Annotated in this window: 35 protein-coding genes; 7 read left to right on the top strand and 28 right to left on the bottom strand. The window is 28.4% G+C overall.

Annotated elements, in window-relative coordinates; all coding sequences use genetic code 11:
- The first annotated feature begins 1 nt into the window (after position 1).
- From B8063_RS06830 to B8063_RS06815, 4 genes are all read left to right on the top strand, one after another.
- Positions 2-1,333 (top strand): O-acetylhomoserine aminocarboxypropyltransferase, encoded by a 1,332-nt coding sequence (locus B8063_RS06830; RefSeq protein ID WP_085070703.1) that lies wholly within the window; start codon positions 2-4, stop codon positions 1,331-1,333.
- Complete coding sequence (locus B8063_RS06825; protein ID WP_075521487.1) at positions 1,330-2,151, top strand: alpha/beta fold hydrolase; 822 nt, start codon at positions 1,330-1,332, stop codon at positions 2,149-2,151. Before B8063_RS06830 ends, B8063_RS06825 begins: the two co-directional genes overlap by 4 nt.
- Entirely contained in the window at positions 2,151-3,260 is a 1,110-nt protein-coding gene (locus B8063_RS06820) for a hypothetical protein (RefSeq protein WP_085070701.1), read from the top strand. Before B8063_RS06825 ends, B8063_RS06820 begins: the two co-directional genes overlap by 1 nt.
- Before the next feature lie 154 nt (positions 3,261-3,414).
- Complete coding sequence (locus B8063_RS06815) at positions 3,415-4,743, top strand: O-acetylhomoserine aminocarboxypropyltransferase/cysteine synthase family protein (RefSeq protein ID WP_075521489.1); 1,329 nt, start codon at positions 3,415-3,417, stop codon at positions 4,741-4,743.
- Here the strand turns inward: B8063_RS06815 and B8063_RS06810 are convergent.
- Positions 4,721-5,755, bottom strand: coding sequence for a COX15/CtaA family protein (locus B8063_RS06810; protein ID WP_085070699.1), 1,035 nt, complete (start codon positions 5,753-5,755; stop codon positions 4,721-4,723). The two genes, B8063_RS06815 and B8063_RS06810, sit on opposite strands and share 23 nt — an antisense overlap.
- Positions 5,756-5,798: 43 nt before the next feature.
- On the opposite strand from B8063_RS06810, the gene B8063_RS06805 reads away from it, so the two are divergent.
- A complete protein-coding gene (locus tag B8063_RS06805; protein ID WP_085070697.1) occupies positions 5,799-6,089 on the top strand; it encodes a chorismate mutase in 291 nt (96 codons plus the stop codon).
- On the opposite strand, the gene B8063_RS06800 is transcribed toward B8063_RS06805, so the two are convergent.
- From B8063_RS06800 to B8063_RS06775, 6 genes are read right to left on the bottom strand one after another with little or no spacing between them, the layout of a single operon-like run.
- A complete protein-coding gene (locus tag B8063_RS06800; RefSeq protein ID WP_075521492.1) occupies positions 6,090-6,281 on the bottom strand; it encodes a 50S ribosomal protein L33 in 192 nt (63 codons plus the stop codon).
- 1 nt (position 6,282) lies between these two features.
- Complete coding sequence (locus B8063_RS06795) at positions 6,283-6,651, bottom strand: MerR family transcriptional regulator (protein WP_085070695.1); 369 nt, start codon at positions 6,649-6,651, stop codon at positions 6,283-6,285.
- Entirely contained in the window at positions 6,644-6,934 is a 291-nt protein-coding gene (locus B8063_RS06790) for an integration host factor subunit alpha (protein WP_085070693.1), read from the bottom strand. The genes B8063_RS06795 and B8063_RS06790 overlap by 8 nt, the downstream gene beginning before the upstream one ends.
- Before the next feature lie 3 nt (positions 6,935-6,937).
- A complete protein-coding gene (gene plsX, locus B8063_RS06785) occupies positions 6,938-7,945 on the bottom strand; it encodes a phosphate acyltransferase PlsX (protein WP_085070690.1) in 1,008 nt (335 codons plus the stop codon).
- Positions 7,946-7,951: 6 nt separating this feature from the next.
- Complete coding sequence (gene rpmF, locus B8063_RS06780) at positions 7,952-8,131, bottom strand: 50S ribosomal protein L32 (RefSeq protein WP_075521496.1); 180 nt, start codon at positions 8,129-8,131, stop codon at positions 7,952-7,954.
- 2 nt (positions 8,132-8,133) lie between these two features.
- On the bottom strand, positions 8,134-8,607 hold the full coding sequence (locus B8063_RS06775) for a ubiquinol-cytochrome C chaperone family protein (RefSeq protein WP_085070688.1): 474 nt from the start codon (positions 8,605-8,607) through the stop codon (positions 8,134-8,136).
- On the opposite strand from B8063_RS06775, the gene bamE reads away from it, so the two are divergent.
- Positions 8,608-9,069, top strand: a complete 462-nt coding sequence (gene bamE / locus B8063_RS06770) for an outer membrane protein assembly factor BamE domain-containing protein (protein WP_085070683.1) — start codon at positions 8,608-8,610, stop codon at positions 9,067-9,069.
- Here the strand turns inward: bamE and B8063_RS06765 are convergent.
- The 11 genes from B8063_RS06765 to B8063_RS06715 form a co-directional block, all read right to left on the bottom strand.
- Positions 9,066-11,177 (bottom strand): sodium-translocating pyrophosphatase, encoded by a 2,112-nt coding sequence (locus B8063_RS06765; RefSeq protein WP_085070681.1) that lies wholly within the window; start codon positions 11,175-11,177, stop codon positions 9,066-9,068. The genes bamE and B8063_RS06765 overlap by 4 nt on opposite strands.
- 77 nt (positions 11,178-11,254) lie before the next feature.
- Positions 11,255-12,214 carry a thiamine-phosphate kinase gene (thiL, locus tag B8063_RS06760; RefSeq protein WP_085070679.1) on the bottom strand — a complete coding sequence of 320 codons (960 nt, stop codon included), beginning with the start codon at positions 12,212-12,214 and terminating at the stop codon, positions 11,255-11,257.
- Positions 12,207-12,611 carry a transcription antitermination factor NusB gene (locus B8063_RS06755; protein WP_085070677.1) on the bottom strand — a complete coding sequence of 135 codons (405 nt, stop codon included), beginning with the start codon at positions 12,609-12,611 and terminating at the stop codon, positions 12,207-12,209. The genes thiL and B8063_RS06755 overlap by 8 nt, the downstream gene beginning before the upstream one ends.
- Positions 12,612-13,004 (bottom strand): 6,7-dimethyl-8-ribityllumazine synthase, encoded by a 393-nt coding sequence (gene ribH / locus B8063_RS06750; protein ID WP_075521502.1) that lies wholly within the window; start codon positions 13,002-13,004, stop codon positions 12,612-12,614.
- Positions 13,001-14,104, bottom strand: a complete 1,104-nt coding sequence (gene ribB, locus B8063_RS06745) for a 3,4-dihydroxy-2-butanone-4-phosphate synthase (RefSeq protein ID WP_085070673.1) — start codon at positions 14,102-14,104, stop codon at positions 13,001-13,003. Before ribB ends, ribH begins: the two co-directional genes overlap by 4 nt.
- Entirely contained in the window at positions 14,091-14,684 is a 594-nt protein-coding gene (locus B8063_RS06740) for a riboflavin synthase (protein ID WP_085070671.1), read from the bottom strand. The genes ribB and B8063_RS06740 overlap by 14 nt, the downstream gene beginning before the upstream one ends.
- 1 nt (position 14,685) lies before the next feature.
- Positions 14,686-15,780: a bifunctional diaminohydroxyphosphoribosylaminopyrimidine deaminase/5-amino-6-(5-phosphoribosylamino)uracil reductase RibD gene (gene ribD, locus B8063_RS06735; RefSeq protein ID WP_075521505.1), complete on the bottom strand. Its 1,095-nt coding sequence runs from the start codon at positions 15,778-15,780 to the stop codon at positions 14,686-14,688.
- Entirely contained in the window at positions 15,761-16,219 is a 459-nt protein-coding gene (nrdR, locus tag B8063_RS06730; RefSeq protein ID WP_075521506.1) for a transcriptional regulator NrdR, read from the bottom strand. The genes ribD and nrdR overlap by 20 nt, the downstream gene beginning before the upstream one ends.
- 7 nt (positions 16,220-16,226) lie before the next feature.
- Positions 16,227-17,537 carry a serine hydroxymethyltransferase gene (gene glyA / locus B8063_RS06725; RefSeq protein ID WP_085070669.1) on the bottom strand — a complete coding sequence of 437 codons (1,311 nt, stop codon included), beginning with the start codon at positions 17,535-17,537 and terminating at the stop codon, positions 16,227-16,229.
- 1 nt (position 17,538) lies between these two features.
- The gene (rpiB, locus tag B8063_RS06720; protein WP_085070667.1) at positions 17,539-17,964 is read right to left on the bottom strand and encodes a ribose 5-phosphate isomerase B; all 426 of its coding nucleotides are present in this window, start codon (positions 17,962-17,964) and stop codon (positions 17,539-17,541) included.
- Position 17,965: 1 nt separating this feature from the next.
- Entirely contained in the window at positions 17,966-18,589 is a 624-nt protein-coding gene (locus B8063_RS06715; RefSeq protein WP_075521509.1) for an aspartyl/asparaginyl beta-hydroxylase domain-containing protein, read from the bottom strand.
- A gap of 73 nt (positions 18,590-18,662) precedes the next feature.
- Here B8063_RS06715 and hemB point away from each other — a divergent pair, with 73 nt between their 5' ends.
- Positions 18,663-19,649, top strand: a complete 987-nt coding sequence (gene hemB / locus B8063_RS06710) for a porphobilinogen synthase (protein ID WP_075521574.1) — start codon at positions 18,663-18,665, stop codon at positions 19,647-19,649.
- Here hemB and recO read toward each other — a convergent pair.
- The 10 genes from recO to dapA are packed head-to-tail and all read right to left on the bottom strand — an operon-like array spanning position 19,606 to position 26,970.
- Positions 19,606-20,319, bottom strand: a complete 714-nt coding sequence (recO, locus tag B8063_RS06705; RefSeq protein ID WP_085070664.1) for a DNA repair protein RecO — start codon at positions 20,317-20,319, stop codon at positions 19,606-19,608. The two genes, hemB and recO, sit on opposite strands and share 44 nt — an antisense overlap.
- The gene (gene rnc, locus B8063_RS06700; protein WP_085070662.1) at positions 20,316-20,981 is read right to left on the bottom strand and encodes a ribonuclease III; all 666 of its coding nucleotides are present in this window, start codon (positions 20,979-20,981) and stop codon (positions 20,316-20,318) included. Before rnc ends, recO begins: the two co-directional genes overlap by 4 nt.
- Complete coding sequence (gene lepB, locus B8063_RS06695; RefSeq protein ID WP_085070660.1) at positions 20,981-21,709, bottom strand: signal peptidase I; 729 nt, start codon at positions 21,707-21,709, stop codon at positions 20,981-20,983. Before lepB ends, rnc begins: the two co-directional genes overlap by 1 nt.
- The gene (acpS, locus tag B8063_RS06690) at positions 21,709-22,095 is read right to left on the bottom strand and encodes a holo-ACP synthase (protein ID WP_085070658.1); all 387 of its coding nucleotides are present in this window, start codon (positions 22,093-22,095) and stop codon (positions 21,709-21,711) included. The genes lepB and acpS overlap by 1 nt, the downstream gene beginning before the upstream one ends.
- Position 22,096: 1 nt before the next feature.
- Entirely contained in the window at positions 22,097-22,810 is a 714-nt protein-coding gene (locus tag B8063_RS06685) for a pyridoxine 5'-phosphate synthase (protein ID WP_445082352.1), read from the bottom strand.
- Positions 22,811-22,812: 2 nt separating this feature from the next.
- Positions 22,813-23,403 carry an orotate phosphoribosyltransferase gene (pyrE, locus tag B8063_RS06680; RefSeq protein ID WP_085070652.1) on the bottom strand — a complete coding sequence of 197 codons (591 nt, stop codon included), beginning with the start codon at positions 23,401-23,403 and terminating at the stop codon, positions 22,813-22,815.
- Positions 23,360-25,105: a RelA/SpoT family protein gene (locus B8063_RS06675; protein ID WP_075521516.1), complete on the bottom strand. Its 1,746-nt coding sequence runs from the start codon at positions 25,103-25,105 to the stop codon at positions 23,360-23,362. The genes pyrE and B8063_RS06675 overlap by 44 nt, the downstream gene beginning before the upstream one ends.
- Before the next feature lie 21 nt (positions 25,106-25,126).
- Positions 25,127-25,654 carry a 2-amino-4-hydroxy-6-hydroxymethyldihydropteridine diphosphokinase gene (gene folK, locus B8063_RS06670; RefSeq protein ID WP_232311389.1) on the bottom strand — a complete coding sequence of 176 codons (528 nt, stop codon included), beginning with the start codon at positions 25,652-25,654 and terminating at the stop codon, positions 25,127-25,129.
- The gene (gene smpB, locus B8063_RS06665; RefSeq protein ID WP_085070647.1) at positions 25,620-26,090 is read right to left on the bottom strand and encodes an SsrA-binding protein SmpB; all 471 of its coding nucleotides are present in this window, start codon (positions 26,088-26,090) and stop codon (positions 25,620-25,622) included. Before smpB ends, folK begins: the two co-directional genes overlap by 35 nt.
- The gene (gene dapA / locus B8063_RS06660) at positions 26,083-26,970 is read right to left on the bottom strand and encodes a 4-hydroxy-tetrahydrodipicolinate synthase (protein ID WP_075521519.1); all 888 of its coding nucleotides are present in this window, start codon (positions 26,968-26,970) and stop codon (positions 26,083-26,085) included. Before dapA ends, smpB begins: the two co-directional genes overlap by 8 nt.
- Positions 26,971-26,999 lie beyond the last annotated feature (29 nt).

The raw sequence follows: 26,999 nt of genomic DNA, 5'->3' as shown, positions 1-26,999 counted from the left end.
AATGAGTGATAAAAAAAAAGGTGCTGAGCCCAAAACTTATAAATTTGATACTTTAAGCTTACATGCTGGATATCAGCCACATAAAAATGCTGGTTCAAGGCAGGTGCCAATTTATCAAACTACCTCATATTTATTCGATGATGTCGATCATGCTGCTGCTCTTTTTAACTTAGAGAGAGGCGGACACATATACAGTAGAATTTCAAATCCAACAGTTGCAGTTCTTGAGGAAAGAGTTGCTGCATTAGAAGGTGGTACTGCTGCACTAGCAACTTCGTCTGGCATGAGTGCTATATTTTTAACAATAATGACTTTGTGCCAAGCTGGAGACCATTTAGTAGTATCATCTCAATTATATGGAGGTACTGTAAATTTATTTAGACTTACTCTTCCTAAATTTGGTATCAAATGCACTTTTGTAAAACCAAGAGATACAGAAGGATTTAAAAAAGCTATTCAGGAAAATACCAAAGGAATATTTGGCGAATTAGTTGGTAATCCAGGTAATGAATTAATGAATATGCCTGAGATTGCTAAAATTGCTCATGAAGCTGGAATACCTTTAATGGTTGATGCTACTTATCAAACACCTTACTTATGTAAGCCAATTGTACATGGAGCTGATATAGTAGTTCATTCATTAACTAAATGGATGGCTGGGCATGGATCATCTATGGCTGGTATCTTAGTCGAAGGTGGTAAATTCGATTGGATGCAAAACGATAAATTTCCAACAATGACAACCCCATATGAGGGATATCACGGACTTTCATTTGCAGAAGAATTTGGACCCACTGCATTTACAATGAAAGCGAGAGCAGAAGGAATGAGAGATTTTGGTCCATGTTTAAGTCCTCAGAATGCTTGGAATGTTTTACAAGGAATTGAAACTTTATCTGTAAGAATGCAAAAACATTGTTCTAATGCAGAAAAAATGGTTGAATATTTATCTAATCATGAAAGTGTTGCGTGGGTTTCACATCCAAGTGTTCCTGATCATCCTGATCATGAATTAGCAAAAAAATTATTACCTAATGGGAGAGGATCAATGATAGCATTTGGTATTAAAGGAGGAAAAGAAGCTGGCGAAGCATTTATTAACAACGTAAAACTTGCTTCACATTTAGCAAATGTAGGTGATACAAGAACTTTAGTAATACATCCTGCATCTGCAACACATTCACAAATGGATGAAGCTACTTTAAAATTTGCTGGGTTGTCTCATGATATGATTAGATTATCTGTTGGTATTGAGGATATAGATGATATTAAAAATGACTTTGAAGCAGGATTTAGAGCTGCAAGAAAACCAAGATTAGTTTCAAATCAATGAAATTTGAGGTAAATGGTTCAGAGGTTTTTGCCTCTACTGGTGGAAGACCTTTTGACAAAAATAAACCTCTAATAATTTTTGTCCATGGTAGTGGTTTAACTCATATGACATGGGTTCTACAAACAAGGTATTTTGCTTTTCACGGATACAGTGTTTTAGCTCTGGATATGCCTGGACATGGCTTATCTGGTGGAGAAAGTTTAAAATCAATTGAAGATATGGCAGATTGGGTGAGCGATGTGATAGATTCAGTTGGTTATAAAGAGGCATCTTTGGTTGGTCATTCACAGGGATGCTTAGTGACAATGGAATGTGCTTCAAGATATCCTGAAAAGATTAAAACATTAAGTTTAATGGGAGGTGCTGGAGCAATACCTATGAATCCAGAATTATTGTCACTTGCTGAAAACAATAACCCAAAAGCAGTTGATTTAATGATGGATTGGGCTCATGGCCCAGCTGGACACTTTGGTGGTCATCCTGTTCCTGGACTGTATCATATTAATACAGGTGGTATGTTAGCAAAATCAAGAACAATTAAAAATACTCTTGGAGTAGATTTTAGAGCTTGTGATAATTATAAAAATGGTTTCGAAGCCGCAAAACAAATAAAAATACCTACTCTATCTATTCTTGCAACAGGAGACAAAATGTGCCCTGTTAAAGAGGGAAAAAAATTAGCCGACTTAATAGATAACAGTCGAGTAGAAATTATTGATAACTGTGGTCATATGATGCTTCTTGAGGAGGCAGATAGAGTATTAAAGGTGCTTAAACAATTCATATTAGAACATTATCCAGCAAAAAAATTAAACTAATGAAAAAAAATTTTAGATTCTTTGATAATAGGCAAAAATATCTGCTATTTGTAACAACTACTAACGAAAAAAATAAAATTTCAGACGCACTCAAACCAATAGTTCAAAATCTAAAACCAAAATTTCCTGCTCTTAAAATATTTGATGCAGGCATGGGAGATGGATCATTATTAATGAATGTTATGAGACAATGTCATCAAAAAATGCCAAACGTACCTCTTTTAGTAAATACAAAAGAAATTAGCATGGAAGATGTTAGATTAGGTCTTGAGAAACTTCCTGATAGATTTGTTGAACATAAAAATACAGTTTTTGTAATTTCAAATTTAAATTATGTCGAGTCAACATCTCTTAAATCAAATGATGTAAAAAAACAAAAAAAAATGAATTGGAAAATTGTAAAATTAAAAGGTAATTCATCTTTAGATTTCAATATACAGTTAAGAAAACTTAATCAGGAATTTTTAAGCAAAAAATGGCAAATTGAAAGAAATCCTAAGACTGGAAATCCAACATACAAAGAACCTTCTGTAATTGTAATTTATAGAAAAGATCAAGAATTTTCATTGAAAAATGTTATTCCAAAGAAAAATGATGGAAAAACATATTATGATTTTATTATTGCCTCACAACCTTACAGATCCAGAATTTCAGCTGAAAAAAAAGTAAAGTATGTAATTGATCCAATGATAAAATCTTTAGATAAAAACGGAAAATTAGTTGTTGTACACGCGTGTGGTGGAGATCCCGGAAATCAAATAGTAAAAAAAATATGGCCTAAAGAAAAGCCATTCCCATCTCTTCACGATTCTATTGTAAAATATATTAAAAATAATACTGATAAAGAATTTTTAAGAGACTTAAAATTTCATAAAAAACAAAAAATTAAATATATTTTGAGAGCTCTACCAAATGAAATATCAGGAGGTATTGCAACTTCGCTTATATTTTCTGCTTGGAATGCTGCAGTTTATGTTAACCAAATATCAGATGAACAAATTATGATAGCAGAAAGACAAAAAAATTATCAAAAAATTGTTCAACAAATTGTGAATAAGCATCAGGGAATATATTTTAACAACGAATTATTTGTTATTGAAAAAAAATAAATAACACAATTTTCTATTATTAATTGAATCTTAAAGATAGAATTTATTTTTTTTTAATAAATACTATTGTTTTTTTTCATAGTCTTTCATGTAACCCAAATTTTATCTTGATTGTAAATTCTCATTACAGTTAAATAGTCAAATTAAGGGGGAAATTATGACAAAATCAAAAAATCCAGAAACAATTGCTCTTCATGGAGGAGATTATAGAAGTGATCCAGCTACAACATCAGTAGCAGTTCCTGTTTACAGAACTACTTCATATCAATTTAATGATACAGATCATGCAGCAAATTTATTTGCACTAAAAGAATTTGGTAACATTTATACAAGAATAATGAATCCAACAAACGATGTTCTTGAAAAAAGAGTTGCAGCATTAGAAGGTGGTTTGGCTTCAGTAACTGTGGGATCAGGTCAAGCAGCATCAACATTTGCAATAATGAATGTTTGTCAATCAGGGGACAATTTCATTAGTTCAACAGATTTATATGGAGGAACTGTTAATTTATTTACTCATACTCTCAAAAAATTGGGTATTGAGTGTAGATACGCTGATCCTTCAGATCCAAAAAATTTTGAAAAACTTATAGATGAAAAAACTAGATGTTTTTATGCTGAAACATTACCAAATCCTTATTTAAGAGTTTTTCCAATTAAAGAGGTTTCAGATATTGGAAGAAAACATAACATACCATTAATTATGGATAACACGGCAGCTCCAGTTATATGTAAACCTTTAGAACATGGTGCGGCTGTTGTAGTTCACTCACTTACTAAATTTATAGGAGGCCATGGAACTGTTATTGGTGGTGCTTTGGTAGATGGAGGTAATTTCGACTGGACTGCTGATCCAAAAAGACAGCCATTATTTAATGAACCGGATGCGAGTTATGGAGGAGCTAAATGGGGTGAGGTTGTTCCTCAGTTGACTGGTGCAAATGTATCATTTGCGGTAAGAGCAAGAGTATGTTTGTTAAGAGATTTAGGCGCACCTTTAGCTCCTGATAATGCTTGGGGAATTATTCAAGGACTTGAAACTGCACCTTTACGAATGAAACAGCATTGTTCTAATGCTCAGAAGGTTGTTGATTTTTTAACAAAACATAAAAGTGTTGAAAGAGTTATTTACCCTACTCTTCATAAAGGTGAAATTGCCGAGAGATCCAAGAAGTACTTAAAGGGAGGCAATGGAGCATTAGTTGGTATTGAAGTAAAAGGTGGAGTTGAGGCTGGTAAAAAATTCATAGAAGCTCTTAAAATGTTTTATCATGTAGCAAATATTGGCGATGCAAGAAGTTTAGCAATTCATCCTGCTACAACTACACATAGTCAATTAACAGAGGAAGAATTACTAGCAGCAGGAGTAACGCCTGGATATGTTAGACTTTCAATAGGTATAGAACATCCTGATGATATTATCGCTGATTTGGATCAAGCATTAGGTGCCTCGGGCAAACCTAGTTTGAAGGCTGTAAGTTAGAATTTGTATTTATAAAATAAAAATATATACAAGCACTTACTAAGAAAATTGAACTTATTTGGTGTACAGATGCAATATATATCTGTGCACCATATATAACTGTCACAATTCCTAAAATAATCTGAAAAATAAGTAAAATACCTAATACATTTACCGATTTATATAAACCAAACATCTTTGCTTTATAAATTTTATAAACAATAAATAAATAAAAAATTACTATAACGTAAGCTAAGTTTCTGTGAATAAATTGGACTAATGATGGATCGTTAAATGCAGATAATTTAAATAAATTAATTATATTATTATCATCTGGAAAATATGAATTACCCATTAAAGGCCAAGAATTATAAATTTTACCTGCATCCATCCCTGATACAAATGCACCAATAACTATTTGAGTAAAAATTAAAATAATAAATAAAAGAGGAATTATAGGATTTAACTTGTTTAATGTGCTTTTAATTTTTATTAATTTTAAATAATTCCATAAAATTAATGATAAAATTAAAAAAGCAATCAATAAATGGGCAGATAACCTGTAATGACTTACGTCCACTCTATCGACTAAACCACTACTTACCATATACCATCCAATAAAACCTTGAAAACATATTAATAAGAATATCAAATAATAATGAAGTAGATTTATTAATTTGATTTTAAAAGAAAAATATATCAAAGGAAGTAAAAAACATAAACCAATCAATCTTCCAAAAAATCTGTGAAACCATTCCCACCAAAATATTACTTTGAACTCACTGAGAGACATGCTGAAGTTCTGTAATTGAAATTCAGGAATTTTTTTATATGCTTCAAAATATTCATTCCAAGTACTTTTACTCACTGGAGGGAAGAAACCTTTAAAAAACTCCCACTCAGTTATTGATAAACCTGAATCTGTTAACCTAGTTAAGCCACCAATAATTATCATTATAGAAACTAATAAAAACATTACTAATAACCATTGAGCAATATAGGGTCTATATTTATTATTAATTTCTATGTACATGCTTATTTAAATATAATATTTATATAGAATTCCAATTGTTGAAATGTCGCCAGAAAATAGAAAAAAATTAAATGCACTTAGAAAAAGGTTAGATATCTTAGATAATAAATTATTAAGTCTAATAAGTATAAGAAGCAATATAGTCAAAAATGTCCTTAAGCTTAAAGATCACAAAAGTGAAATAGTTGATAAAAAAAGAATCGCAAAAATCCTTAATAATATAAAAAAAAAATCACTAAAAAAAAAAATCGATCCCAAAATAACTAATCGGATATGGAAAAATATGATTTTCGCATATATCGATTACGAGAGAAGAAATTTTAAAAAAAAATAATTATTTACTGTGTGGTGGAAGTTTTTTTTCAACAAAAACTTCATGTTTTCTCGTAGCAGGATTATATTTCTTTGCCTTTAGTTTTACCTTCGCTTTTTCACCACCAGCAGGTTTTTTTACATAATAGAAAAATGGACTATCTGGTTTAGCTTCTGGAACAAGTCTAACTTTTACGTGTGTTTTTTTTGCCATTCTATTTTTTTATTTCTTTTATCAGTTTAGAAATTTTGTTTAGTTTAGTTTTTAAAATATTTTTTGTGTTTATAGATATATTAACTGTTTCGTCAAGATCTGTTTCATCATTATCTAGTCGCTTTTTAACTCCTTCAATTGTCATACCTTTGTCTTTTAATAAAAATTTTATATTTTTAATTATCTCTATAGTTTTAACATCATAGTATCTTCTATTGCCTGCTAAAATTTTCGGTTTAATTTGTTTAAATTCTTTTTCCCAATATCTTAGTGTATGTGTTGATAATGATCCATTTTTTGAATTAACTAAATTCAGAATTTCAGCTACTTCACTAATTGTTTTATATGCATCAAAAGTTTTTTTAGTCATTATTTATGTAATTTTTTAATTCTTTTGAAGGTTTGAATAAAACAACTTTTCGTGATGAAATTATTTTAACTTCTTTTGTCTTTGGATTTCTCCCAATACGTTCATTTTTATTTCTTAATGAAAACGTACCAAATTTTGCAATCTTTACTTTTTTGTTTGAAATAAGATTTTTTAATATTATTTGAAAAACATCCTCAAGTAAACTTTCTGAAATTTTTTTTGAAAACCCAATTTGCATATAAATTGAATTAACAATTTGTTTTTTTGTCAGGTTGATTCTCATTGATTAATTTATATTTTCTTTAATTTTATCAATCAATCGTCCTTTTATAACTTTTTCACTAACTTTAAGAGAATTTGCAAATCCAATTGCATCTGTTGATCCATGGCTTTTTATTACTGGCTTGTTCAATCCAAGTAATATAGCGCCATTATATAATCTGGGATCTAGTTTATTTTTGAATTTTTTAAAATTTTTTATATTTAATAAAGATGAAAATTTTCCTATGAAATTTGATGTCATAGATTTTTTAAGTTCAGATGTTATAAAATTCGCTGTGCCTTCTGCTGTTTTCAAGGCAATATTACCGGTAAAACCATCTGTTACTATTACATTTACATCTCCATCCATAATATGATTTCCTTCAATATAGCCACAAAATTCAAATAAATTATTTTTTTTATCATTTAGGGCTTGGTATGTATTTTTAATAATTGTATTTCCTTTTATTTCTTCAGAGCCAATATTAAGTAACGCCACTTTGGAGATTTCTTTTTCAAATAATGATTTATGTAAAGCTGAACCCATTACACTAAAATCAATTAAATTTTTTTCATTACATTCTATGTTTGCTCCTAAATCAAGAACCACATTCATTCCATTTTTATTTGGCCATAAAGCTGATAACGCGGGTTTGTCAATGTTTGTTATCATTTCAAGATTAAGTTTTGCTATAACAAAAAGTGCACCAGTATTACCAGCTGAAACTACACAATCGGACTCTCCTTTTTTTAAGCTTTCCATTGCGAGCCAAAGACTTGTATCTTTCCCTTTTTTAGCTGCGCCTAAAGCTGAATCTGTATCCTCTATAATTTTCTCTGTGTGAATTATTTTGTATTTATCCGAGTTTATTTTATATTTTTTAATAAGTGGGTTTATCAATTTTTCATTTCCAAAGATTAAATAAAATGAATTATCTGAGTTTTTAAGATGATGTGAAATACCTTCTATGGTTTTATCAGGTGAATTTTCACCACCCATTGCGTCAATAGCAATGGTAATATGATCTGTCATAAAAAACTACTCTTTAGGATCTAAAACTTGTCTTCCTTTGTAAAATCCAGTTTTTAAATCTAAGTGATGAGATAATCTGTACTCACCGGATTTTTTATCTTCAATTATATTTTTAGATGAAACTTTAATATGAGATCTTCTCATACCAGCTCTAGATTTTGTCGTTTTACGTTTAGGTACAGCCATATTTAAAAATTATGGTTTATTATATCTTTTGTAAAGTTATTTAAAGTATTATTTGAAAGGTATTCATTATATTTTTTATAATAATTCGCGTAAAACTTAATATTTTTATCTAAATTGAATATTTTTCTGAAAAAATTTGCAATATTTTCGTCAATTGACATATCAGTGACTTCGATTTTATCAAGTATAGCATAAAACATATTTACGTATTCTTTCATTTTTTTATTAACAGATACATCACCATAACCTATTTCTCTAATAGAAAGTTCAATTTGTCTTACAAAAAAATCGAATAATTCTTGTGATTTTTTTTTATTAATTTCTGATTTAAATTTTTTCAAGAATAATGCAAAGTGAAACATAAGAAATAATAGTCGATCAGAGAATTCATCATTTCTCTCAAGGTTTAAGTATAGATTTTTATTTCTAGTTAATTTAATTAAATTGTTGTAAATATTTAAATATTCGGAATTCATATGCGTTTTTTATTATTACTGATTGTTTTTTTTATCACCGCTTGTTCTTCAAATAAAGTATCAAAAAACCACGGTTTTATTTCTCTTGAGAATAAATTAGAAAATATAGTAATTAATAAATCAAATAAAAATGATATAATTGAAGTTATTGGACACCCCTCCTCTATTAGTAAATTCAATTCAAATAAATGGTTCTATATAGAAAGAAAGCAAACAAACCAATCTTTATTTAAGCTGGGTAAAAAAAAAATTAATAAAAATAATATTTTAGTTATTGAATTTAATAACAAAGGCTTAGTAAAAAATAAGAAATTGGTTAATCTCAATGATATGAACGATTTAAAATACGTTAAAAAAATTACTACAAAAGAATTTGAACAAGATAATACTATATATAATATATTTTCAAGCCTGCGGGAGAAAGTTAACGCCCCCGCAAGAAATAGAACTAACCAAGACTAATGACCACCGGCGATTACTGCTAGTAGCAATAAAGCAACAATATTTGTAATTTTAATCATTGGATTTACAGCTGGACCAGCTGTATCTTTGTAAGGATCTCCAACTGTGTCACCTGTGACTGCAGCTTTATGAGCCTCAGATCCTTTTCCGCCGAATTTACCATCCTCTATGTATTTCTTTGCATTATCCCAAGCTCCACCACCTGCTGTCATAGAAACAGCAACGAATAATCCAGTTATAATTACTCCAAGCAGCATTGCTCCAACTGAGGATAAAGCAGCGACTTGACCGCCTATTGGTAAAATTATTATATATAAAACAATTGGAGATAAAACTGGCAACAATGAAGGTATCACCATTTCCTTAATTGCTGCTTTAGTTAATAAATCAACAAGTCTACCATAATCTGGTTTTGCTTTACGTTTCATTATTCCGGGAATTTTTTTAAATTGTCTTCTAACCTCAATTACAACAGCACCACCTGCTCTACCAACTGCTTGCATTCCCATTGAACCAAATAAATATGGAAGCATTCCACCAATTAATAAACCAACAACTACAAATGGATTTGACAAATCAAAAGAGACAACTATTCCCTCTAGCTTTGAACCAGCCTCTTGTGAAAAATACTTAATATCCTCTGTGTATGCAGCAAATAAAACCAAAGCACCTAAACCAGCAGATCCTATAGCATATCCTTTAGTTACGGCTTTTGTTGTATTACCTACCGCATCTAATGCATCTGTTGTTTTTCTAACATTTTTTGGCAGATTAGACATTTCTGCAATTCCTCCAGCGTTATCTGTTACAGGTCCGTATGCATCAAGTGCTACAACCATTCCAGCTAATGCAAGCATTGTTGTTACAGCAATAGCAATACCAAATAAACCAGCAATTGCATTTGTTATTAGTATTCCAGCAACAATTATTAATGCTGGTACAGCTGTTGCTTCCATAGAAATAGCTAAACCCTGAATAACATTTGTACCATGACCGGTTGTTGAAGAAGCTGCTACAGTCTTAACGGGACGATAATCTGTACCTGTGTAATATTCAGTAATCCATATGAGTAATCCAGTTATAATTAAACCAACAACGCCACAATAATATAAACTCATTCCTGTAAATGTAGTATCGCCAAAGCTATAATTGGCATCTAAACCAATCACATAATCTGTAACAGGATATAATACTACTAAAGATAAAATTGCTGTTGCTATAAAACCTTTATATAAAGCATTCATAACATTTTTCGAATTTCCTAATTTAACAAAGAATGTACCGATAATTGAAGTAATTATACATGCTCCACCGATTGTTAAAGGGTATATCATCATACTAATATCTGATTGAAAAAAAATAGATGATAAAACCATTGTAGCTACTATTGTAACGGCATAAGTCTCAAATAAATCGGCAGCCATACCGGCACAATCACCAACATTATCTCCAACATTGTCTGCAATCACTGCTGGATTTCTTGGATCATCCTCAGGAATACCTGCTTCAACTTTTCCAACTAAATCAGCTCCAACATCTGCTCCTTTTGTAAAAATTCCACCGCCTAATCTTGCAAAGATAGAAATTAATGAAGCACCAAATCCTAAAGCAACTAAAGCATTAACGATTTCTCTTTCATCAACACCAGACTTTAGAAGTATGTAATAATAAACTGCAATTGATAATAAAGCTAAACCAGCAACCAACATACCAGTTATTGCACCAGACTTAAACGCTACTGACAAACCCTCTGCTAAGCCTTTTCTTGAGGCCTCCGCTGTTCTGACGTTAGCTTGTACTGATACAAGCATACCTACGTAACCTGCTATTCCAGATAAGGCTGCACCAATTAAATAACCAATCCCCACTAATATTGAAAAAGCGAAACTAATTATTACTAAAACAACTACTCCAACTATAGCTATAGTTTTATATTGTCTATTTAAATATGCTTTTGCCCCAATTTGTATAGCAGATGCAATCTCTTGCATTTTGCTATTACCTGCACTTGATTTTAAAATATTTGAACCAGTTACAAATCCATAGACTATAGAGAGTAAACCAGCAAATATTGTATAGAGTAATATTGTTTCGATAGATGAGTTCATAATTTCCTTAAAATTCTTTTGGTTTGTTTTTTAAAATGCGGACATTACAAAAATAAAGCTAAAAGGCAATATTTAACTTATTTAAACTTGTGCAAATAACCTTTATTTTTAATACTTTTTAGATAATTTCCATTAGTATTTATAATTTGATTGGGCTTATTCGTGATACTACCTATTTTTGTAATTTTTATATTGATTCTCTTTGATAATTTTTTTATTTGCTCAACTTTCTTTAAAGAAGATGTAAAAAGTACTTGGTAATCATCACCATTAGAAACAAAATTTTTCTTTTGAAAATTATTTAACCCTATTAATTTTTGAAGATTTTTAGATATTGGAACATCTTTAATTGATAAAATATATCCTAAATTTTGATTATTAATCATTCTTTCAAGATCTAAAATAAGGCCATCAGATATATCAATTGATGAAGATGCAATTGAAGGCAAATATTTGTATATTTTGAAAGCAATATCAGGGATATAATATTTTTTTATAAAATAATTTTCTAAACTTTTAGTAGATTTAATGTTTTTATTTAAAATTTTTAATCCAGCATAGGCATCACCTATATTACCAGTAACAAAAATCGCATCACCAATATCTGAATTATTTCTTTTTACAATTTTTGTTGCAAAGCCAATTACAGTAACTGTGAATGATGTGGTACTAGAATATGTTGTGTCTCCACCACTAAGTAATAGTTTATATTTTTTTAATTCTTCTTTTAAAGATTTCACAATTAATAAAAAATTAGGTTGATTAGACAACCTATTATTTATTGAAGCTGATAAAAAAATATATTTAGGTTTAACACCTTTGCAAATTAAATCGGATATAGAGGAACGAATAATTTTTTTTATTATTAAATCTGGTTTTTTAGTATTTTTAAAGTGAATTTTTTCATTATATGTATCTGTTGATACGACAAGACGTCTCTTTTTATCAAAAAAAACATCATCATTAAGCTTAAGAGAACTAGGATTATTAGCGGCTAGATATTTTAAATATTTTGATATTATTTTATCATCATCCATTAGGTGATCGCACTTTTTTAGAAATCTTATCAAGCAAAGCGTTAAGATATTTTGTTTGAGAAATATCTATAAAAAAATTTGAAGCATTTAAGTATTCCTTAATAATAATTTTAGTTGAGGTTCTTGGCTTATATAAAAATTCAAAAATTGCACTTTTTATTATTACTTGAAATACTTTGTCTAATCTAATCATATTAAGATCAGTGTTTAAATGATTATTAATCTCATCTGTAATTACTTCATCTCTTTCTAATGTACCATTCACTACGTCTTTAATAAATTTTTTAAATCTGTGTTTTGGAAAAGCTAATTTTTCTTCTTTATTAAAAAATTGACCATATAATTTTTGAATAATTATTACCCTTGGGTTATTTTTAGGACTATAAATTATTGACATTTATTTATTGGTTAACACAACTTTTACAGCTTCAGAAGCTTCTAGTCCTTTTTTCCCTCTAGCAATAGCTTGCTTTTTATTAAGGCAAGTAATAATGCCGTTTCCAATTGGTTTTTTTGAACTTATGGATAATTTCATTATCGCATCTGTTGCAGATTGAGAAATAAAATCAAAGTGTGGCGTTTGTCCTTTAATTACACAACCTAAAGCAATGAAACCATTGTATTTATTTATATTTCTTGAAATAGTTACTGGTATCTCAAATACTCCAGGCACTTTAAGAATCTTAATAGAATAATGTTTTTTGTTTAAATTATTTAAAGTGCTTTTCAACAAATCATTTGAAATATCTTTATAATAATCTGCGATAATGACTAATATTTTCTTTTTCATTTTATTATTTCTTGTTTTTGTATTCTAATTCCATATCCTTCTAAACCAACAACCTTTTTGGTTGATCTTGTTACTAAAATCATATTTTTTATTTTAAGACTTTTAATTATTTGAGCACCTATACCATAATTTTTTATGAGTTTATCAAACCCTTTTTTATAAAATTCCTTAGATTTATATTGTTTAAGAGTTTGTGAGACAGATTTTAAATTTGGATCTCTTATAAAAACCAAAACACAGTTATTATATTTTTTAAAGTAAGATAATGTTTTATTAAATGAGTTTGGTAATTTTTGATTAATTAAATAATTTTGAACTACGTTGGATGAAATAACCCTAACTCTTGGTGTAGAGTTTAAATTAATTTTTCCTTTTAATAATGCAAAATGTTCTGATCCATCTAAAACACTTTCAAATACTTTAATAATATATTTTTGATTTTGTACAACTATACTCGATGTATTTTTTAATTTAATTAACTTTTCTTTTTTCAATCTAAATGAGATCAAATCATCGATTTTTGCAATTGCAAGTTTATGCTTTTTTGCAAATTTAAATAAGTCTTCACCTTTTGCCATAGTTCCATCCTCATTCATAATTTCACATATAACTGCAGCTGGAAGTTTATTGGACAGTTTAGCTATATCTACGGATGCCTCTGTATGGCCTGCTCTTACAAGAACTCCTCCGTCTCGAGCAATAATAGGAAATACATGTCCGGGGGAAACTATTTCTTTTTTATTGGGATTTTTTTTAGTAGCAACTCTAATTGTTTTAGCGCGATCCTTTGCTGATATACCTGTTGTTATTCCTTTTTTTGCTTCAATAGAAACTGTAAAAGCAGTTTTATTTCTAGATTGATTAACAGGTGCCATATAATTAAGTCCCAATTTTTTTGCATGTATATTATTTAATGTTAAGCAGATTAATCCTCTTCCGTACTTAGCCATAAAATTTATTTTTTTGTAATCAACATCTGACGCAGAGAAAACTAAATCTCCCTCGTTCTCTCTATTTTCATCGTCAACCAAAATATACATTCCTCCCTTTTTTGAGATAGAAATAATTTTTTCAATGTTACTGAATTTATTTTTTTTCATTTAAAAATTTTTTTACATATTTTGATAGAATATCTATCTCAATATTAACTAAATCATTTTTTTTTAAATAATATAAATTAGTTAACTTTAATGTGTGAGGAATAACCCAAATTTCAAATGAATTTTTTTTTATTTTTGCAATTGTTAAAGAAACACCATTGATTAATATAGAGGCTTTTTCGACTAAAAATTTCTTCAATTTACTCTCAATTTTAAATTCATAAATTTTTGATTTATCAATTTTTCTAATCGATATTGTTTTCGAGACTGTATCAACATGACCTTGGCAAATATGACCAGATATATTTTGTTTATATTTAAGAGGAAGTTCTAAATTTATAATTGATCCTAATTTAATATTTTTAAACTTAGATTTCATAATAGTTTCATTAGAAAGATAAAATTCTAAAGTTTTATTTTTGTATGAAATTAGTGTGAGACAAACTCCATCACAAGCGACAGATATTCCAAGATTTTTATTATTAACTTTAATTGAGGATTTAATAAAAATATTAATACCTTTATCCCTTTTAACAATTTTACTTATTTTTCCTTGATTGAATATTATTCCATTAAACATATTAGTTAAAACAGGTAAGTTTATCTTTATCTATAAAAGTATTAATTTTATTTTTTTTATAATTTGTATTTAAAATTTTTAAAAGTTTTTTTACATAAATCGTATCTTTAATTTTGATGCTTTTATTTGACTTAAAAAGATAAAATTCATTTACTAGACCATTGTTAATAAAATTTTCTAAAAGAGTTGGTCCACATTCAATTAATACTTGATGTAAGTTTTTCTTGTGAAGAGTACTAAGGACATATTTCAAGTCAAATTCTTTACCTAAAGTTCTAATATTAAATATTTCTGTATTAGTATGTCTTAATTTTTTAATTTTATCTTTATTATTGCTTTTAGAAAATATTATTTTTTTTAAGTCTTTATTTTTAAATATTTTTGAAGATGATTTAACTTTTAAATCTTTATCAATAATCACAATTGTTGGTGAACATTTTTCCAAACCATTTAGTCTGCAAGTTAATTCAGGATTATCATTATTAATAGTCACATAAGATGTCAACAATGCTTGGCACCTATACCTTAAGATATGCGTGATGTCTTTTGAATAGAAATTGGATATTGGTGTTTTATCTCTATAGATTCTATTATTCTGTGAAATCGCAAGTTTTCCAATTACATAAGGGAAATTATTTTTTCTTATAAAATCATATTCAAAATACAATTTTTTGGTTTTATTATTTATAAAATTATTTTTTACATTTATTTTATGTTTTTCTAATATATTTTTAGCAGTATTTTTTGTTCTCTTATCTTCATCTGTATGTGAAAAAAAAACTTTTTTAAATTTTTTTTTAATCAAAGTATTCGTACAAGGTGGAGTTTTCCCATAGTGAGTACATGGTTCTAGTGACACATACATGGATGAATTATATAAATCTTTAGATTTATTTTTATTAATTGCATTTATTTCCGCATGAGGTCTTCCATTTTTACCTGTTACACCATATGAAATTATTTTATTGTTTCTAGTAATAACACATCCAACAGAGGGGTTTGTGCCTGTAAAATATTTTTGATTTTCAGCAAGACTAATTGCAAGCTTCATTAATTTTTTATCAGATAATTGAAAGTTATCTTTTTTTGTAGACATCAATTTTATCTACAAATTGAACAAAATCTTTTTCTTCTCTAAAATTTCTATAAACAGATGCAAATCTTACATAAGCAACTGGATCTAAATCCTTTAATCCCTCCATAACCATAGTCCCAATTGTATTGGAAGATATTTCACTCTGACCTAGTTCTTCAAGCGATCTAGATATTTTAGAAATGAATTTTTCAGCAGTTTCTGTATCTATTGGTCTTTTCTTTAAAGCTACATAAATGGATTTAGATAGTTTTTCTCTATCAAATGTAGATTTTCTTCCATTTTTTTTGACTACCGTTAACTCTCTAAATTGAACTCTTTCGAATGTTGTAAATCTCTGTCCACATATGCACAATCTTCTGCGTCTAATTGCTGTGCCGTCTTCCGTTGGTCTTGAGTCAACAACCGAGGTTTCCCCTTTTTTGCAGATCGGGCATATCATGTTTTAATTATCCTAAGTGTTTATATATAGGAAAATTCGAACATAAATCTACAACTTCTTTTCTAACCTCTTCTTCAATTTTTGAATTATCATTTGGATTATCTGATAAACCCTTAATAACTTTTGTTATTAATTCACCAACTAATTTAAATTCATTTAATCCAAATCCTCTTGTTGTTGCTGCTTGTGAGCCTAACCTTATACCAGACGTAACCATTGGACTTTCCGTATCAAAAGGTATTCCATTTTTGTTACAAGTAATATTTGCTCGAGATAAACTTTCAGCTGCAAGATTACCTTTCACATTAAATGGTCTTAGATCAACTAACATCAGATGTGTATCAGTACCACCTGAATAAATTTTAAAACCGTTATTTTTTAAAGTTTCGGCTAATATTTTAGCATTTGCTAAAACTTCTTTTATATAATCTTGGAACTCTGGTTTTAGAGCCTCTTTAAATCCTACGGCTTTAGCAGCAATAATATGCATTAATGGACCACCTTGGTAACCTGGGAAAACTGCAGTATTGAATTTTTTTGCAAGATCCTCGTGATTAGTTAAAATTATACCACCCCTCGCACTTCTAAATACCTTATGCGTGGTTGATGTAACAACATGAGCATGGTCAACTGGATTTGGATACCCTTTACCAGCAACCAAACCTGAAAAATGTGCCATATCAACCATGAAATAAGCACCAATTTTATCAGCTATTTCTCTAAATCTTTTAAAGTCAATTACTCGTGAATAAGCACTACCACCAGCAATAATCAATTTAGGTTTATGTTCTAAAGCTAATTTCTCAACATTATCATAATCAATCAATTCAGATTGTTTATCAACATCGTATCCAATTGCATTAAACCATTTTCCCGACATAGATATTTTTAATCCATGTGTAATATGTCCACCAGAATTTAAACTCATTCCCATGAACGTATCGCCTGGTTTTAGTAGAGCTAAAAATACAGCACCATTAGCCTGAGCTCCAGAGTGAGGTTGTGCATTTGCAAATTTACAATTAAAAAGTTTTTTTAATCTTTCTATTGCCAAATCCTCAGCTACATCTACATGCTCACATCCATTATAGTATCTTTTTCCTGGATAACCTTCAGCATATTTGTTTGTTAAAACAGAACCTTGTGCTTCAAGTACTGCTTGTGAAACTATATTCTCGGATGCAATTAATTCAATATGATTTTGTTGTCTTATCAATTCATCATTAATTGCTTTATAAATATCTGGATCACTTTGTTTTAAACTTTTTTCAAAAAAATCTTGGTATTGATTATTTATATATTTACTTTCACTAGACATATTAAATCCTTTTAACTCTTTTTAAGTGTCTTCCCCCTTCAAAATTAGTTTTTAAAAAGGTGTTAACACATTTCATTGCTAAACTTTTATTAGTTAGTCTTTCACCTAATGTAATAACATTTGCATCATTATGCAATCTTGATAATTTCGCATTTTTAATGGAATAACATAATGCAGCTCTGATCTTCTTATGTCTATTTGCAGCCATAGACATTCCTAATCCTGAACCACAAATCAATATACCAACATTAGATTTTTTTTTTGACACCATTTTGCTCAACTTATGTGCATATGTTGGATAATTTACTGAAACAGATTTCTTGTTAGTTCCTAAATCCATGATATCGAATTTCGTTTTAAGTTTTTCAAAAATGAAGTTTTTAAGAGAATAACCTGCATGATCTGAAGCAATATAAATTTTTTTCAAACTAATTAAATTTGTAATCTAAAACGCATGCAACTAGGTGAACTCTATTTTCTTCACCTCCGTTAAAAGCATTATGATACTTTGTATTGTTTGTAATCCAGACAGAACCATCAGCAGGCATGTGTTGAGCAACTTTATCAACAACCATAATTGCACCAGGATTAGTATATATTGGTATATGCAGTCTTGGCTCTGGGTCTCTATGCCAACTTAAAGTTGATCGAGGTTCTTTTAACAATAATCTCATTCTCCCAAGTTTGTATCTTTTGCTTAATACATCGTAAACTTCTTTGAAATAAGTGTGTTCGAAATCTTTTACAAATTCAGTATATTTTTCTTCCTCTATTGCAACATCACGGCTAACTTCTTTCCCAGTTGAATCTGGCTTTGTCCAGTATACTCCTCTAACCTTGCTTCCTTTAATTGAGTCAGGGTCGCCTGGTATTTGATTTAATGATATACCTGCAAAGTGGGGTATTCCTAAACTTGTGTCAAAGCCTTTCATGTTCAATACTTCATCACAAGCAGCTTGTAATTTTTCAATGTCAAAACTTACGTCTTGTAAGTGAAAATCACTATTAGAATTACTTTTTTTTACTTCTTTAAGATAAGATACGTTGTTCATGCGCTAAATAAATACTTTATTATTTTATATATAACATATAACTTTTGTCGCATCATACATATAATTAATAATGATTATCACAGGAAAATATCCAAATTTAAGGATGAGAAGATCAAGAAAAAATAGTTGGTCACGTAGGCTTGTACAGGAAAATAGTCTTTCTTATAACGATCTGATTCTTCCAATTTTTTTAACAGATGGCTCTAACCAAAAAATTCCTATTAAATCTATGCCTAATATTTATAGATATTCAATAGATAGACTTTCAAAGATAATAGACAAATCAATTAAAAAAAAAATTCCTATGGTTGCACTGTTTCCTCAAACAAAAATTAAGTTAAAAAATCCATTAGGCTCTGAAGCATTAAACGAAAATAATTTAGTATGTAAGGCTATTAGATACATTAAAAAAAGATATAAAAATGAAATTGGTATAATGTGTGATGTTGCTCTTGATCCATATACTTCTCACGGTCATGACGGATTGTTAAAAAATAGTAAAATTGTTAATGATGAAACAATAAATGTTTTAGTTAAACAATCACTATTACAAGCATCAATGGGCTGTGATGTAATAGCACCATCAGATATGATGGATGGAAGAATTGGAAAAATAAGAAAAGAGTTAGATAAAAACAAATTTGAAGATGTTCAGATAATTTCTTATGCTGTAAAATATGCATCAAGTTTCTATGGACCATTTAGAGATGCTGTAGGATCAAAAGGTGCTTTAAGAGGAGATAAGAAAACTTATCAAATGGACTTTAAAAATACCAATGAAGCATTAAGAGAAGTTTCAATCGATATTAAAGAAGGTGCAGATATGGTAATGGTAAAACCAGGTTTACCTTATCTAGATATAATTAAAAACGTTAAAGAACATTTTAAAATTCCAGTTTTAGCGTATCAAGTTTCAGGAGAGTACAGTCTTATAGCTAATGGTATTAAACAAGGAATAATAGACGATAACGTCATTTATGAAACCCTTATGGCATTTAAAAGAGCTGGATCAAACGCTATAATTTCATATTTTGCTGATCAAATAAACTTAGATTTTTAATAGACGTATATAGGTTAGATCTTGAACTTGGATAGTTTATGCCAATTGTTTTTAGTATAGTTTTTTCTAAATAATCACCTACAATTTTAAAGCCGATCAATAACTCATTATAGTTATCGATTTCAAAATTTTTATCAATTAGGAAGTTTGGAACATTTTTTTTTGTAGATTTTACAAAATATTTTTTGTTACCATTAGATCCAATTTCTTCACTCACATAATCTTTAAATTCAATATCATAACCAACACATTTGTAAAAACTAAGCTCCCAAAAAATAAATTCTAAAAGCCATTTGTTATGATTTAATATATTTTTTAAATTGTCAGTAAGATAAAAAACATTTTCATTTTGTTGATCCTCAACAGTTAATAATTTAATTAAACTCATTGCATAGGAAATAGATAATAATTTATTTTTATCGTCCATAAATAATGGTGTAACTACTTGGTCAATCTCTAATTTAAAGTAACCAACCTTCGAGTCATTCTTAGAATTAAAGTTCAAATGAAATTTATTACCTATTAATAAGTAGTTTTTTATTTTCTTTGATGTGGATCCGTAAATTACACCAGTAACTTTTCCATGATTTTTGGTATAAAATTCTGCTATAGAATTATTTTCACTATACTTATTTTTTGAGAGTAAAAAACCTGTATCCTGCCAATTCATTTTTTATTAAGTGATTTTAGTAATTCATTTGCAGCAGATTGCTCTGCTTTTTGTTTAGAAGATCCAGTAGAAAAAATATAATTTGTGTTACTAATTTTTACTCCAACTTTAAAAGTTGGTTTATGTCTAGGGCCTGTATTCGATATTAGTTTGTAACTAGGAAGAGTTTTGAATTTTTTAAGTGAATATTCTTGTAATTTGGTTTTTGCGTCCACAACATTATCAAAAGAAGATTTCAAATAAGTGCTCCAATTGTTTAGTATAAATTTTTTTGCTTGATCCAAATTTGAATCTAAAAAAATTGCACCTATCAATGCCTCACAACAATCTGAAATTATTTTATTTTCAATTTGTTTTCTGCTTTTATCCTTTCCAATATTTATAAAATTATCTATTTTCAATTTTTTACCAATTTCTAGACACATATTTTTATTTACTAAAGATGCAAATTTTTTATCAAGACTACCAACTTTTTCATTTGGATATAATTCAAGTAATTTTTTTGAAATTACTATTCCTAAAACTCTATCACCAAGAAATTCTAGTCTCTCGTAATTATTTTCAGAGTCTGAACTTTTATGTGTGAATGCAGTTATTAAAAAAACCTTATTTTTAAATACATAATTTATTCTATTTTCTAAATTTTTAAATTTGCTTTTCACTATTTAATTTTTTTAAATAATCTGCTGAATCTCATTATTTCGTTCCATTTCCAAATCAAAAAAATACTACCTTTTCTCGGATCAGAAGAAAAAAACAATATTTGTGCTTTACCAACTAAATTATTTTTATGCACATAACCAACTTCAGATAAAAATCGACTATCTTTTGAGCAATCTCTATTGTCACCTAAAAAAAAATAATGATCTTTTGGGACTATAAATTTGTCAGAATTTTTAAAGGATATGTCATTTCTATATGATGCAAAATATTTTTTTCCATTTGGTAATTTTTCCTCGTATGTTGAAACACTTATTTCATTGTTTCCACAAAATAAATAATCATTTTTATTCTTTATGGTTTTAACTATTTGATTATTATTTAAATACAGATCTCCATCGATAAACTGTAAAACATCACCTGGTAATCCTATTAATCTTTTAATATAGTCAGTTCTGTTATCAGCAGGAGTTTTAAAGACAACAACATCTCCTCTTTCTGGATTATCACTTAATACACGCCCATTTAATATAGGTGGGCTAAAAGGAAAAGAATGTTTACTATATCCATATGAAAATTTTGTCACAAATAATCTGTCTCCCACAAATAAATTAGGTTCCATAGAAGAAGATGGTATATAAAAAGGTTGTATAAGAATTGACCTAATAAAAACTGCAATTATTAATGCAAAAATAAGGGTTTTAGTATTATCTATTATAAATTTTTTCATTAAGTGTTTTCAAGTATTACGTAAGCAATAGAATGCTTATTTTCGTCGGATAATGAAACATAAATTTTTGGTTTATCTAATTTAAATTTTTTTTTTATAAAAGTTCTTACCTTTTTAGAAATATTTATTTTAGGTTTTCCTAATTTATTATTTATTACCTCTATATCTGAAAAATTTATATTATTTCTAAAACCAGTGCCTAAAGCTTTAACGAATGCCTCTTTAGCCGCAAATCTTTTTGCATAATAATTCGTTTTATTTTTTATATTTTTTGAAAATCTTATTTCTTTGTTTGTAAAAACTCTTTTGATAAATTTCTTATCGTCGATTAATTTATTAATTCTTTTATTTTCAACAATATCAACACCATTTCCTATGATATTCATGTTATCTTATTATTTTCTTAAAATTTTTAATTACTTTATTCATTCCAAACAAAACTGACTCCCCAATAATAAAATGACCAATATTAAATTCTTTAATAAATTTGACTTTTTTTAATATTTTTGCTGTTTTATAATCCATGCCATGACCAGCATGTACTTCAATATTAAACTTATTTGCTAATTCTGAACATTTTTTAATTTTTTTGAGTTCATTAAAATAATTTATTTTATTTTTAACTTTAAAAGATAATTTACCAGTGTGTAATTCAACACAGTGTGTGCCGATTTTTTTAGAAAACTTTATATCTTCAATATTTGGATCAATAAACAGACTTGTACGAATTTTAGAATTATTCAATTTTTGAATAATTCTCTTAATTTTTTTAAAATTTTTTTTTAGATTTAATCCACCCTCAGTCGTTATTTCTTGTCGTTTTTCAGGAACTATGCAAACAAAGTTAGGTTTTGATTTGATTGCAATTTTCAACATTTCTTCGTTTGCAGCCATTTCTAAATTAGTTGGTATTTTTTTATTTTTTGTAATTTTTTTCAAATCAATATCATTTATGTGTCTTCTATCCTCCCTCAAATGAATTGTAATTGAATCAGCTCCATATTTTAAGGCTGATAGTGCTGCCGAGTATGGATCAGGATGTTTTTCACCTCTTGCATTCCTTAAAGTTGCTACGTGATCAATATTTACACCTAATCTTATACTCATCTCAAAAATCTACTTCCTGGTTTTGTGATAGGAATTTTTTTTAGAAAATTTGGTAAATTTTTTTTACTGTATGTAGGAACATCTAATTTAATCTGTGATATGATTTTTCCTTTTTTAATTTTTAATGTTTTCTTATTTGATCTATTTATCAAACATGCATAACCTATAACTTTAGCCTTTTTTTTTTTAATAAGTTTAAAACATTCTAAACTCGATTTTCCTGTTGTTATGACATCTTCAATTATCAAAACTTTTGAATTTTTTTTTATATCAAAACCTCTTCGTAATTTGAATTTCCCCTCTACTCTCTCACAAAAAATTGTTTCCTTTTTAAGTATTCTTCCTATTTCAAATCCTATAACAATGCCACCCATAGCTGGTGCAAGTATAAGGTCAAATTTTTTAAAATTTTTTTTAATTTTTTTACTTAATGAATTACAGAAATTTTTTGATAGATGTGGATAGCTTAGAAGTTTTGCGCATTGTACATATTTTGGTGAATGAAGACCTGAAGATAATACAAAATGACCTTCTAAAAGAGCATTAGTTTTTCTTAAAACCGCTAAAGAGTCTTTTAAAGAAAGCATATTTTTTGTTCTTATGTCTTATAATTTTAAAATTGTAATCTTTCTGTTTTAGTTCACTAATAAGTTTTGTAAAGTTTTTCAAATCATGGATTATTAAATTAAATCTAAAATTAATATTTTTTTTTGTCTTCTCCACCATTTCGACACTTGAAATATTAACATTATTAATACCTATCATAGTTGTCACATCACCTAATTTACCTGGCTCATCTTCTAAGGAAATCCACAGTGTAGTATTATATCTTTTCTGTTTTAAAGGTTTTGTGTTTTCTCTATATTGCCAATATCTTCGTATTGCTGCCCTAGCCTTACCTGTTTTAGTACTAGTTAACCAATGCAATGATGGAGAAACTTTTTTAGATGTTATAATTTTAACGACATCTCCATTTCTAAGTACAGATTGCAAAGCTTGCTCATTACCATTTACTTCACAACCTACCGCTGTATCACCAACTTGAGTATGTACAGCATATGCAAAATCAATTGGTGTTGCATTTTTTGGTAGTTTAATAACAGAACCCTTTGGAGTAAAACAAAATACATTTTCTTGGAACATTTGTAGTTTTGTATATTCATAATAATGTTCTGGATTTTCATTTTTATCAATTATCTCGACAAGATCTGCTAACCAATCATACTCTTTCCATGTAAGTGAATTAAATTTTTCTGATGATTTATATTTCCAATGTGATGCTATACCTCTTTGTGCAAATTCGTGCATTTGACTTGTTCTTAATTGTATTTCAATTGGTCTTTGATTGGGACCAATGATTGCAGTATGAATAGATTTATAGTTGTTAATTTTTGGTGATGATATGTAATCTTTAAATTTACCTGGTATACAGTTCCATTTACTGTGTAAAGCTCCTAAACATCTGTAACAGTTTTCAACATCATCAAGTATAATTCTAAAACCAATAATGTCAGTTATTTGCTCTAATGAAGTTCTTTTCTTTTGAATTTTTCTCCATATTGAAAAAGGTGTTTTCTCTCTACTAAATATTTTAAATTTTAAATTATTTTCATTTAATAAATTTTCAAATTCAGACAATACATTATTATAATTAACTAAATTGCTATCTTTGATTTGGTTTAATCTATCTTTAATTAATTTTCTTGCCTCTGGATTCAAAACCTCAAAAGATAAATCCTCAAGTTCATCTCTTATTCTATTCATACCCATTCTATCTGCTAACGGTGAATAAATTTCCATAGTTTCTTTTGCTATTCTTTGACGTTTTTCAATTTTATCGATTGCTTTTAACGTTCTCATATTATGTAATCTGTCAGCGAGTTTTACTAATAAAACTCTTATATCTTTAGAAGTAGCTAGAATAAGCTTTCTGAAATTTTCAGCTTTTGAATTTGATATAGCCTGATTTTCAAACTCGGAAATCTTAGTTACACCATCAACAAGATCTGCAACTTCTTTACCAAACTCTTCCTCTATAGTTTTGTAAGTAGCATGAGTATCCTCTATGGTATCATGTAACAAACCAGTTGCTATTGTAGCACTATCAAGTTTTAAATCTGTTAATATATTAGCCACTGCAACTGGATGAATAACGTATGGATCGCCAGAATGTCTTTTTTGGTTTTTATGCGCCTTCAAGGCGAATTCATAAGCCTTTGACAATGCATCAGGATTTAGAAATTTGTTATAAGATTTAACCTTATTAATGAGATCTTCAGAATTAATCATATTTATATTATATCATTTTTTTTAGATTAATTTAATAGTTCTTAGTTCGTCTGTGGGCAAAGAAAATATTAAATCTTTAATATTTCTTTTTAAAATTGGATGAGACCAGTTTTTTGATATCTCAAATAGTGGAAATAAAACAAAATTCCTTAAATGCATTGACTTATGCGGGATTGAAAGGTTTTGATTATTTTTTTCTAAATTATAAACTTTCCCATTAAAATCAATAATATCAATATCACAAACTCTAGGATGATTTTTTATAGCTTTTTTTCTACCAATCTTTATTTCTATTGATTTAATGATGTTAAATAATTTAATAGGATTAAAAGACGTTTTCACCAATATCACTGAGTTTACATAAAAAGGAAATTTTTTGTTAGGCCAGGACTCAGTTTTATAAAGGCTTGAAGATTTCAAAATTTGAATGTTGCTCTCTATGATTAATTGTTGGGTTTTAATTAAATTGCTAATTTTATTTCCAAGATTTGAACCTAGTGCTAAATACACATAATTAGCTCGATTTTCTAAAGTACCTTGCTTTTTCACGGTTCCAATCTCTAGTTTTTTTTGTATGTCGTTTATCATGCTGTTTTTTTCCCTTTGCAACGGCAATTTCTAGCTTTGCTTTTCCCTTTTTAAAATACATTTTTGTGGGAACCAATGTAAATCCTTCTTCATTAATTCTACCAATCAATTTATTAATTTCCTTTTTATTTAATAATAATTTTCTTTCAGAATATGGGCTATGATTTGAATAACTAGCTTGTTTATAAACAGGAATATGAGAATTAATTAAATAAATTTCACCATCTTTTTCAACAGCATATGAATCTGCAATATTAACTTTACCGTCTCTTATAGATTTTATTTCAGATCCTCTTAATACAATTCCAGCCTCAAAGAGTTCTTTAAAGAAATAATTAAAAGAAGCTTTTCTATTTAATGTTATGATTTTTAAACCACTTAAGGTTTTTTTATTCATTAATTAATTTTGCGATTTTAAGTGCCTTCTCTACCTCTTGTTTGGTAGTATCCATAATTTTAACTAGTGGTAATCTTACAGCATCATCACATAAGTTTAATAGTTTAGCAGCATATTTTACAGGTGATGGATTACTTTCAATAAAAAGTGACTTGTGAAGAGGTTGTAATGAGGCATCAATTTTCTCTGCTTGACTAATTTTATCTTGATCTCCAGAAGTAGATAATGATTGCATCTCAGAACAAAGTTTAGGGGCAACATTGGCAGTGACAGAAATACATCCAACTCCTCCTCTTTTGTTGTATTCAAAAGCTAAACCATCCTCTCCTGTTAGCTGTATAAATTCAGATCCCATTTTATTTTTGTGTTGGTCTACTCTTTCAAGAATTCCAGTTGCATCTTTTACTCCAGCAATATTTTTAAGTTCAAACATTCTCGCCATAGTATCAACTGAAACATCAATTACAGATCTTCCTGGAATATTATAAACAATTATAGGTATTCCACAGTTATCGTTAATGGCTTTGTAGTGTTGATATAAACCCTCTTGAGTAGGCTTGTTATAATATGGTGTAACTACTAGTGCACCATCAGCACCAGCTTTTTCCGCGTGCTTTGTAAGATTTATTGCTTCTTCAGTTGAATTAGATCCAGTTCCTGCAATAACTGGTATTTTTCCTTTTGCTTCATTTATACAAAGTTCGATAACTTTTTCATGTTCTTTATGACTTAAGGTTGGAGATTCACCTGTTGTACCAGCAGGAACTAGTCCATGTGTACCATTTTCCAGATGAAAATTAATTAACTTTATATAACTTTCTTCATCTAATTTGTTATCCTTGAACGGTGTAACTAAAGCAACATTTGAACCTTTAAACATAATTATTTATATCATAAGTTGTCGTTTAT

The organism is Candidatus Pelagibacter sp. RS40 (assembly GCF_002101295.1).
Classification (GTDB): Bacteria; Pseudomonadota; Alphaproteobacteria; order Pelagibacterales; family Pelagibacteraceae; genus Pelagibacter.
Note: the sequence above shows the minus strand (reverse complement) of the source record. Positions and strands in the feature narration are given on the sequence as shown.

Coding starts and splice junctions, on each gene's coding strand:
- B8063_RS06830 (WP_085070703.1), top strand. CDS start 2: ATGAGTGATAAAAAAAAAGGTGCTGAGCCCAAAACTTATAAATTTGAT.
- B8063_RS06825 (WP_075521487.1), top strand. CDS start 1,330: ATGAAATTTGAGGTAAATGGTTCAGAGGTTTTTGCCTCTACTGGTGGA.
- B8063_RS06820 (WP_085070701.1), top strand. CDS start 2,151: ATGAAAAAAAATTTTAGATTCTTTGATAATAGGCAAAAATATCTGCTA.
- B8063_RS06810 (WP_085070699.1), bottom strand. CDS start 5,755: ATGTACATAGAAATTAATAATAAATATAGACCCTATATTGCTCAATGG.
- B8063_RS06805 (WP_085070697.1), top strand. CDS start 5,799: ATGTCGCCAGAAAATAGAAAAAAATTAAATGCACTTAGAAAAAGGTTA.
- B8063_RS06800 (WP_075521492.1), bottom strand. CDS start 6,281: ATGGCAAAAAAAACACACGTAAAAGTTAGACTTGTTCCAGAAGCTAAA.
- B8063_RS06795 (WP_085070695.1), bottom strand. CDS start 6,651: ATGACTAAAAAAACTTTTGATGCATATAAAACAATTAGTGAAGTAGCT.
- B8063_RS06790 (WP_085070693.1), bottom strand. CDS start 6,934: ATGAGAATCAACCTGACAAAAAAACAAATTGTTAATTCAATTTATATG.
- plsX (WP_085070690.1), bottom strand. CDS start 7,945: ATGACAGATCATATTACCATTGCTATTGACGCAATGGGTGGTGAAAAT.
- rpmF (WP_075521496.1), bottom strand. CDS start 8,131: ATGGCTGTACCTAAACGTAAAACGACAAAATCTAGAGCTGGTATGAGA.
- B8063_RS06775 (WP_085070688.1), bottom strand. CDS start 8,607: ATGAATTCCGAATATTTAAATATTTACAACAATTTAATTAAATTAACT.
- bamE (WP_085070683.1), top strand. CDS start 8,608: ATGCGTTTTTTATTATTACTGATTGTTTTTTTTATCACCGCTTGTTCT.
- B8063_RS06765 (WP_085070681.1), bottom strand. CDS start 11,177: ATGAACTCATCTATCGAAACAATATTACTCTATACAATATTTGCTGGT.
- thiL (WP_085070679.1), bottom strand. CDS start 12,214: ATGGATGATGATAAAATAATATCAAAATATTTAAAATATCTAGCCGCT.
- B8063_RS06755 (WP_085070677.1), bottom strand. CDS start 12,611: ATGTCAATAATTTATAGTCCTAAAAATAACCCAAGGGTAATAATTATT.
- ribH (WP_075521502.1), bottom strand. CDS start 13,004: ATGAAAAAGAAAATATTAGTCATTATCGCAGATTATTATAAAGATATT.
- ribB (WP_085070673.1), bottom strand. CDS start 14,104: ATGAAAAAAAATAAATTCAGTAACATTGAAAAAATTATTTCTATCTCA.
- B8063_RS06740 (WP_085070671.1), bottom strand. CDS start 14,684: ATGTTTAATGGAATAATATTCAATCAAGGAAAAATAAGTAAAATTGTT.
- ribD (WP_075521505.1), bottom strand. CDS start 15,780: ATGTCTACAAAAAAAGATAACTTTCAATTATCTGATAAAAAATTAATG.
- nrdR (WP_075521506.1), bottom strand. CDS start 16,219: ATGATATGCCCGATCTGCAAAAAAGGGGAAACCTCGGTTGTTGACTCA.
- glyA (WP_085070669.1), bottom strand. CDS start 17,537: ATGTCTAGTGAAAGTAAATATATAAATAATCAATACCAAGATTTTTTT.
- B8063_RS06715 (WP_075521509.1), bottom strand. CDS start 18,589: ATGAACAACGTATCTTATCTTAAAGAAGTAAAAAAAAGTAATTCTAAT.
- recO (WP_085070664.1), bottom strand. CDS start 20,319: ATGAATTGGCAGGATACAGGTTTTTTACTCTCAAAAAATAAGTATAGT.
- lepB (WP_085070660.1), bottom strand. CDS start 21,709: ATGAAAAAATTTATAATAGATAATACTAAAACCCTTATTTTTGCATTA.
- acpS (WP_085070658.1), bottom strand. CDS start 22,095: ATGAATATCATAGGAAATGGTGTTGATATTGTTGAAAATAAAAGAATT.
- pyrE (WP_085070652.1), bottom strand. CDS start 23,403: ATGCTTTCTTTAAAAGACTCTTTAGCGGTTTTAAGAAAAACTAATGCT.
- B8063_RS06675 (WP_075521516.1), bottom strand. CDS start 25,105: ATGATTAATTCTGAAGATCTCATTAATAAGGTTAAATCTTATAACAAA.
- smpB (WP_085070647.1), bottom strand. CDS start 26,090: ATGAATAAAAAAACCTTAAGTGGTTTAAAAATCATAACATTAAATAGA.
- dapA (WP_075521519.1), bottom strand. CDS start 26,970: ATGTTTAAAGGTTCAAATGTTGCTTTAGTTACACCGTTCAAGGATAAC.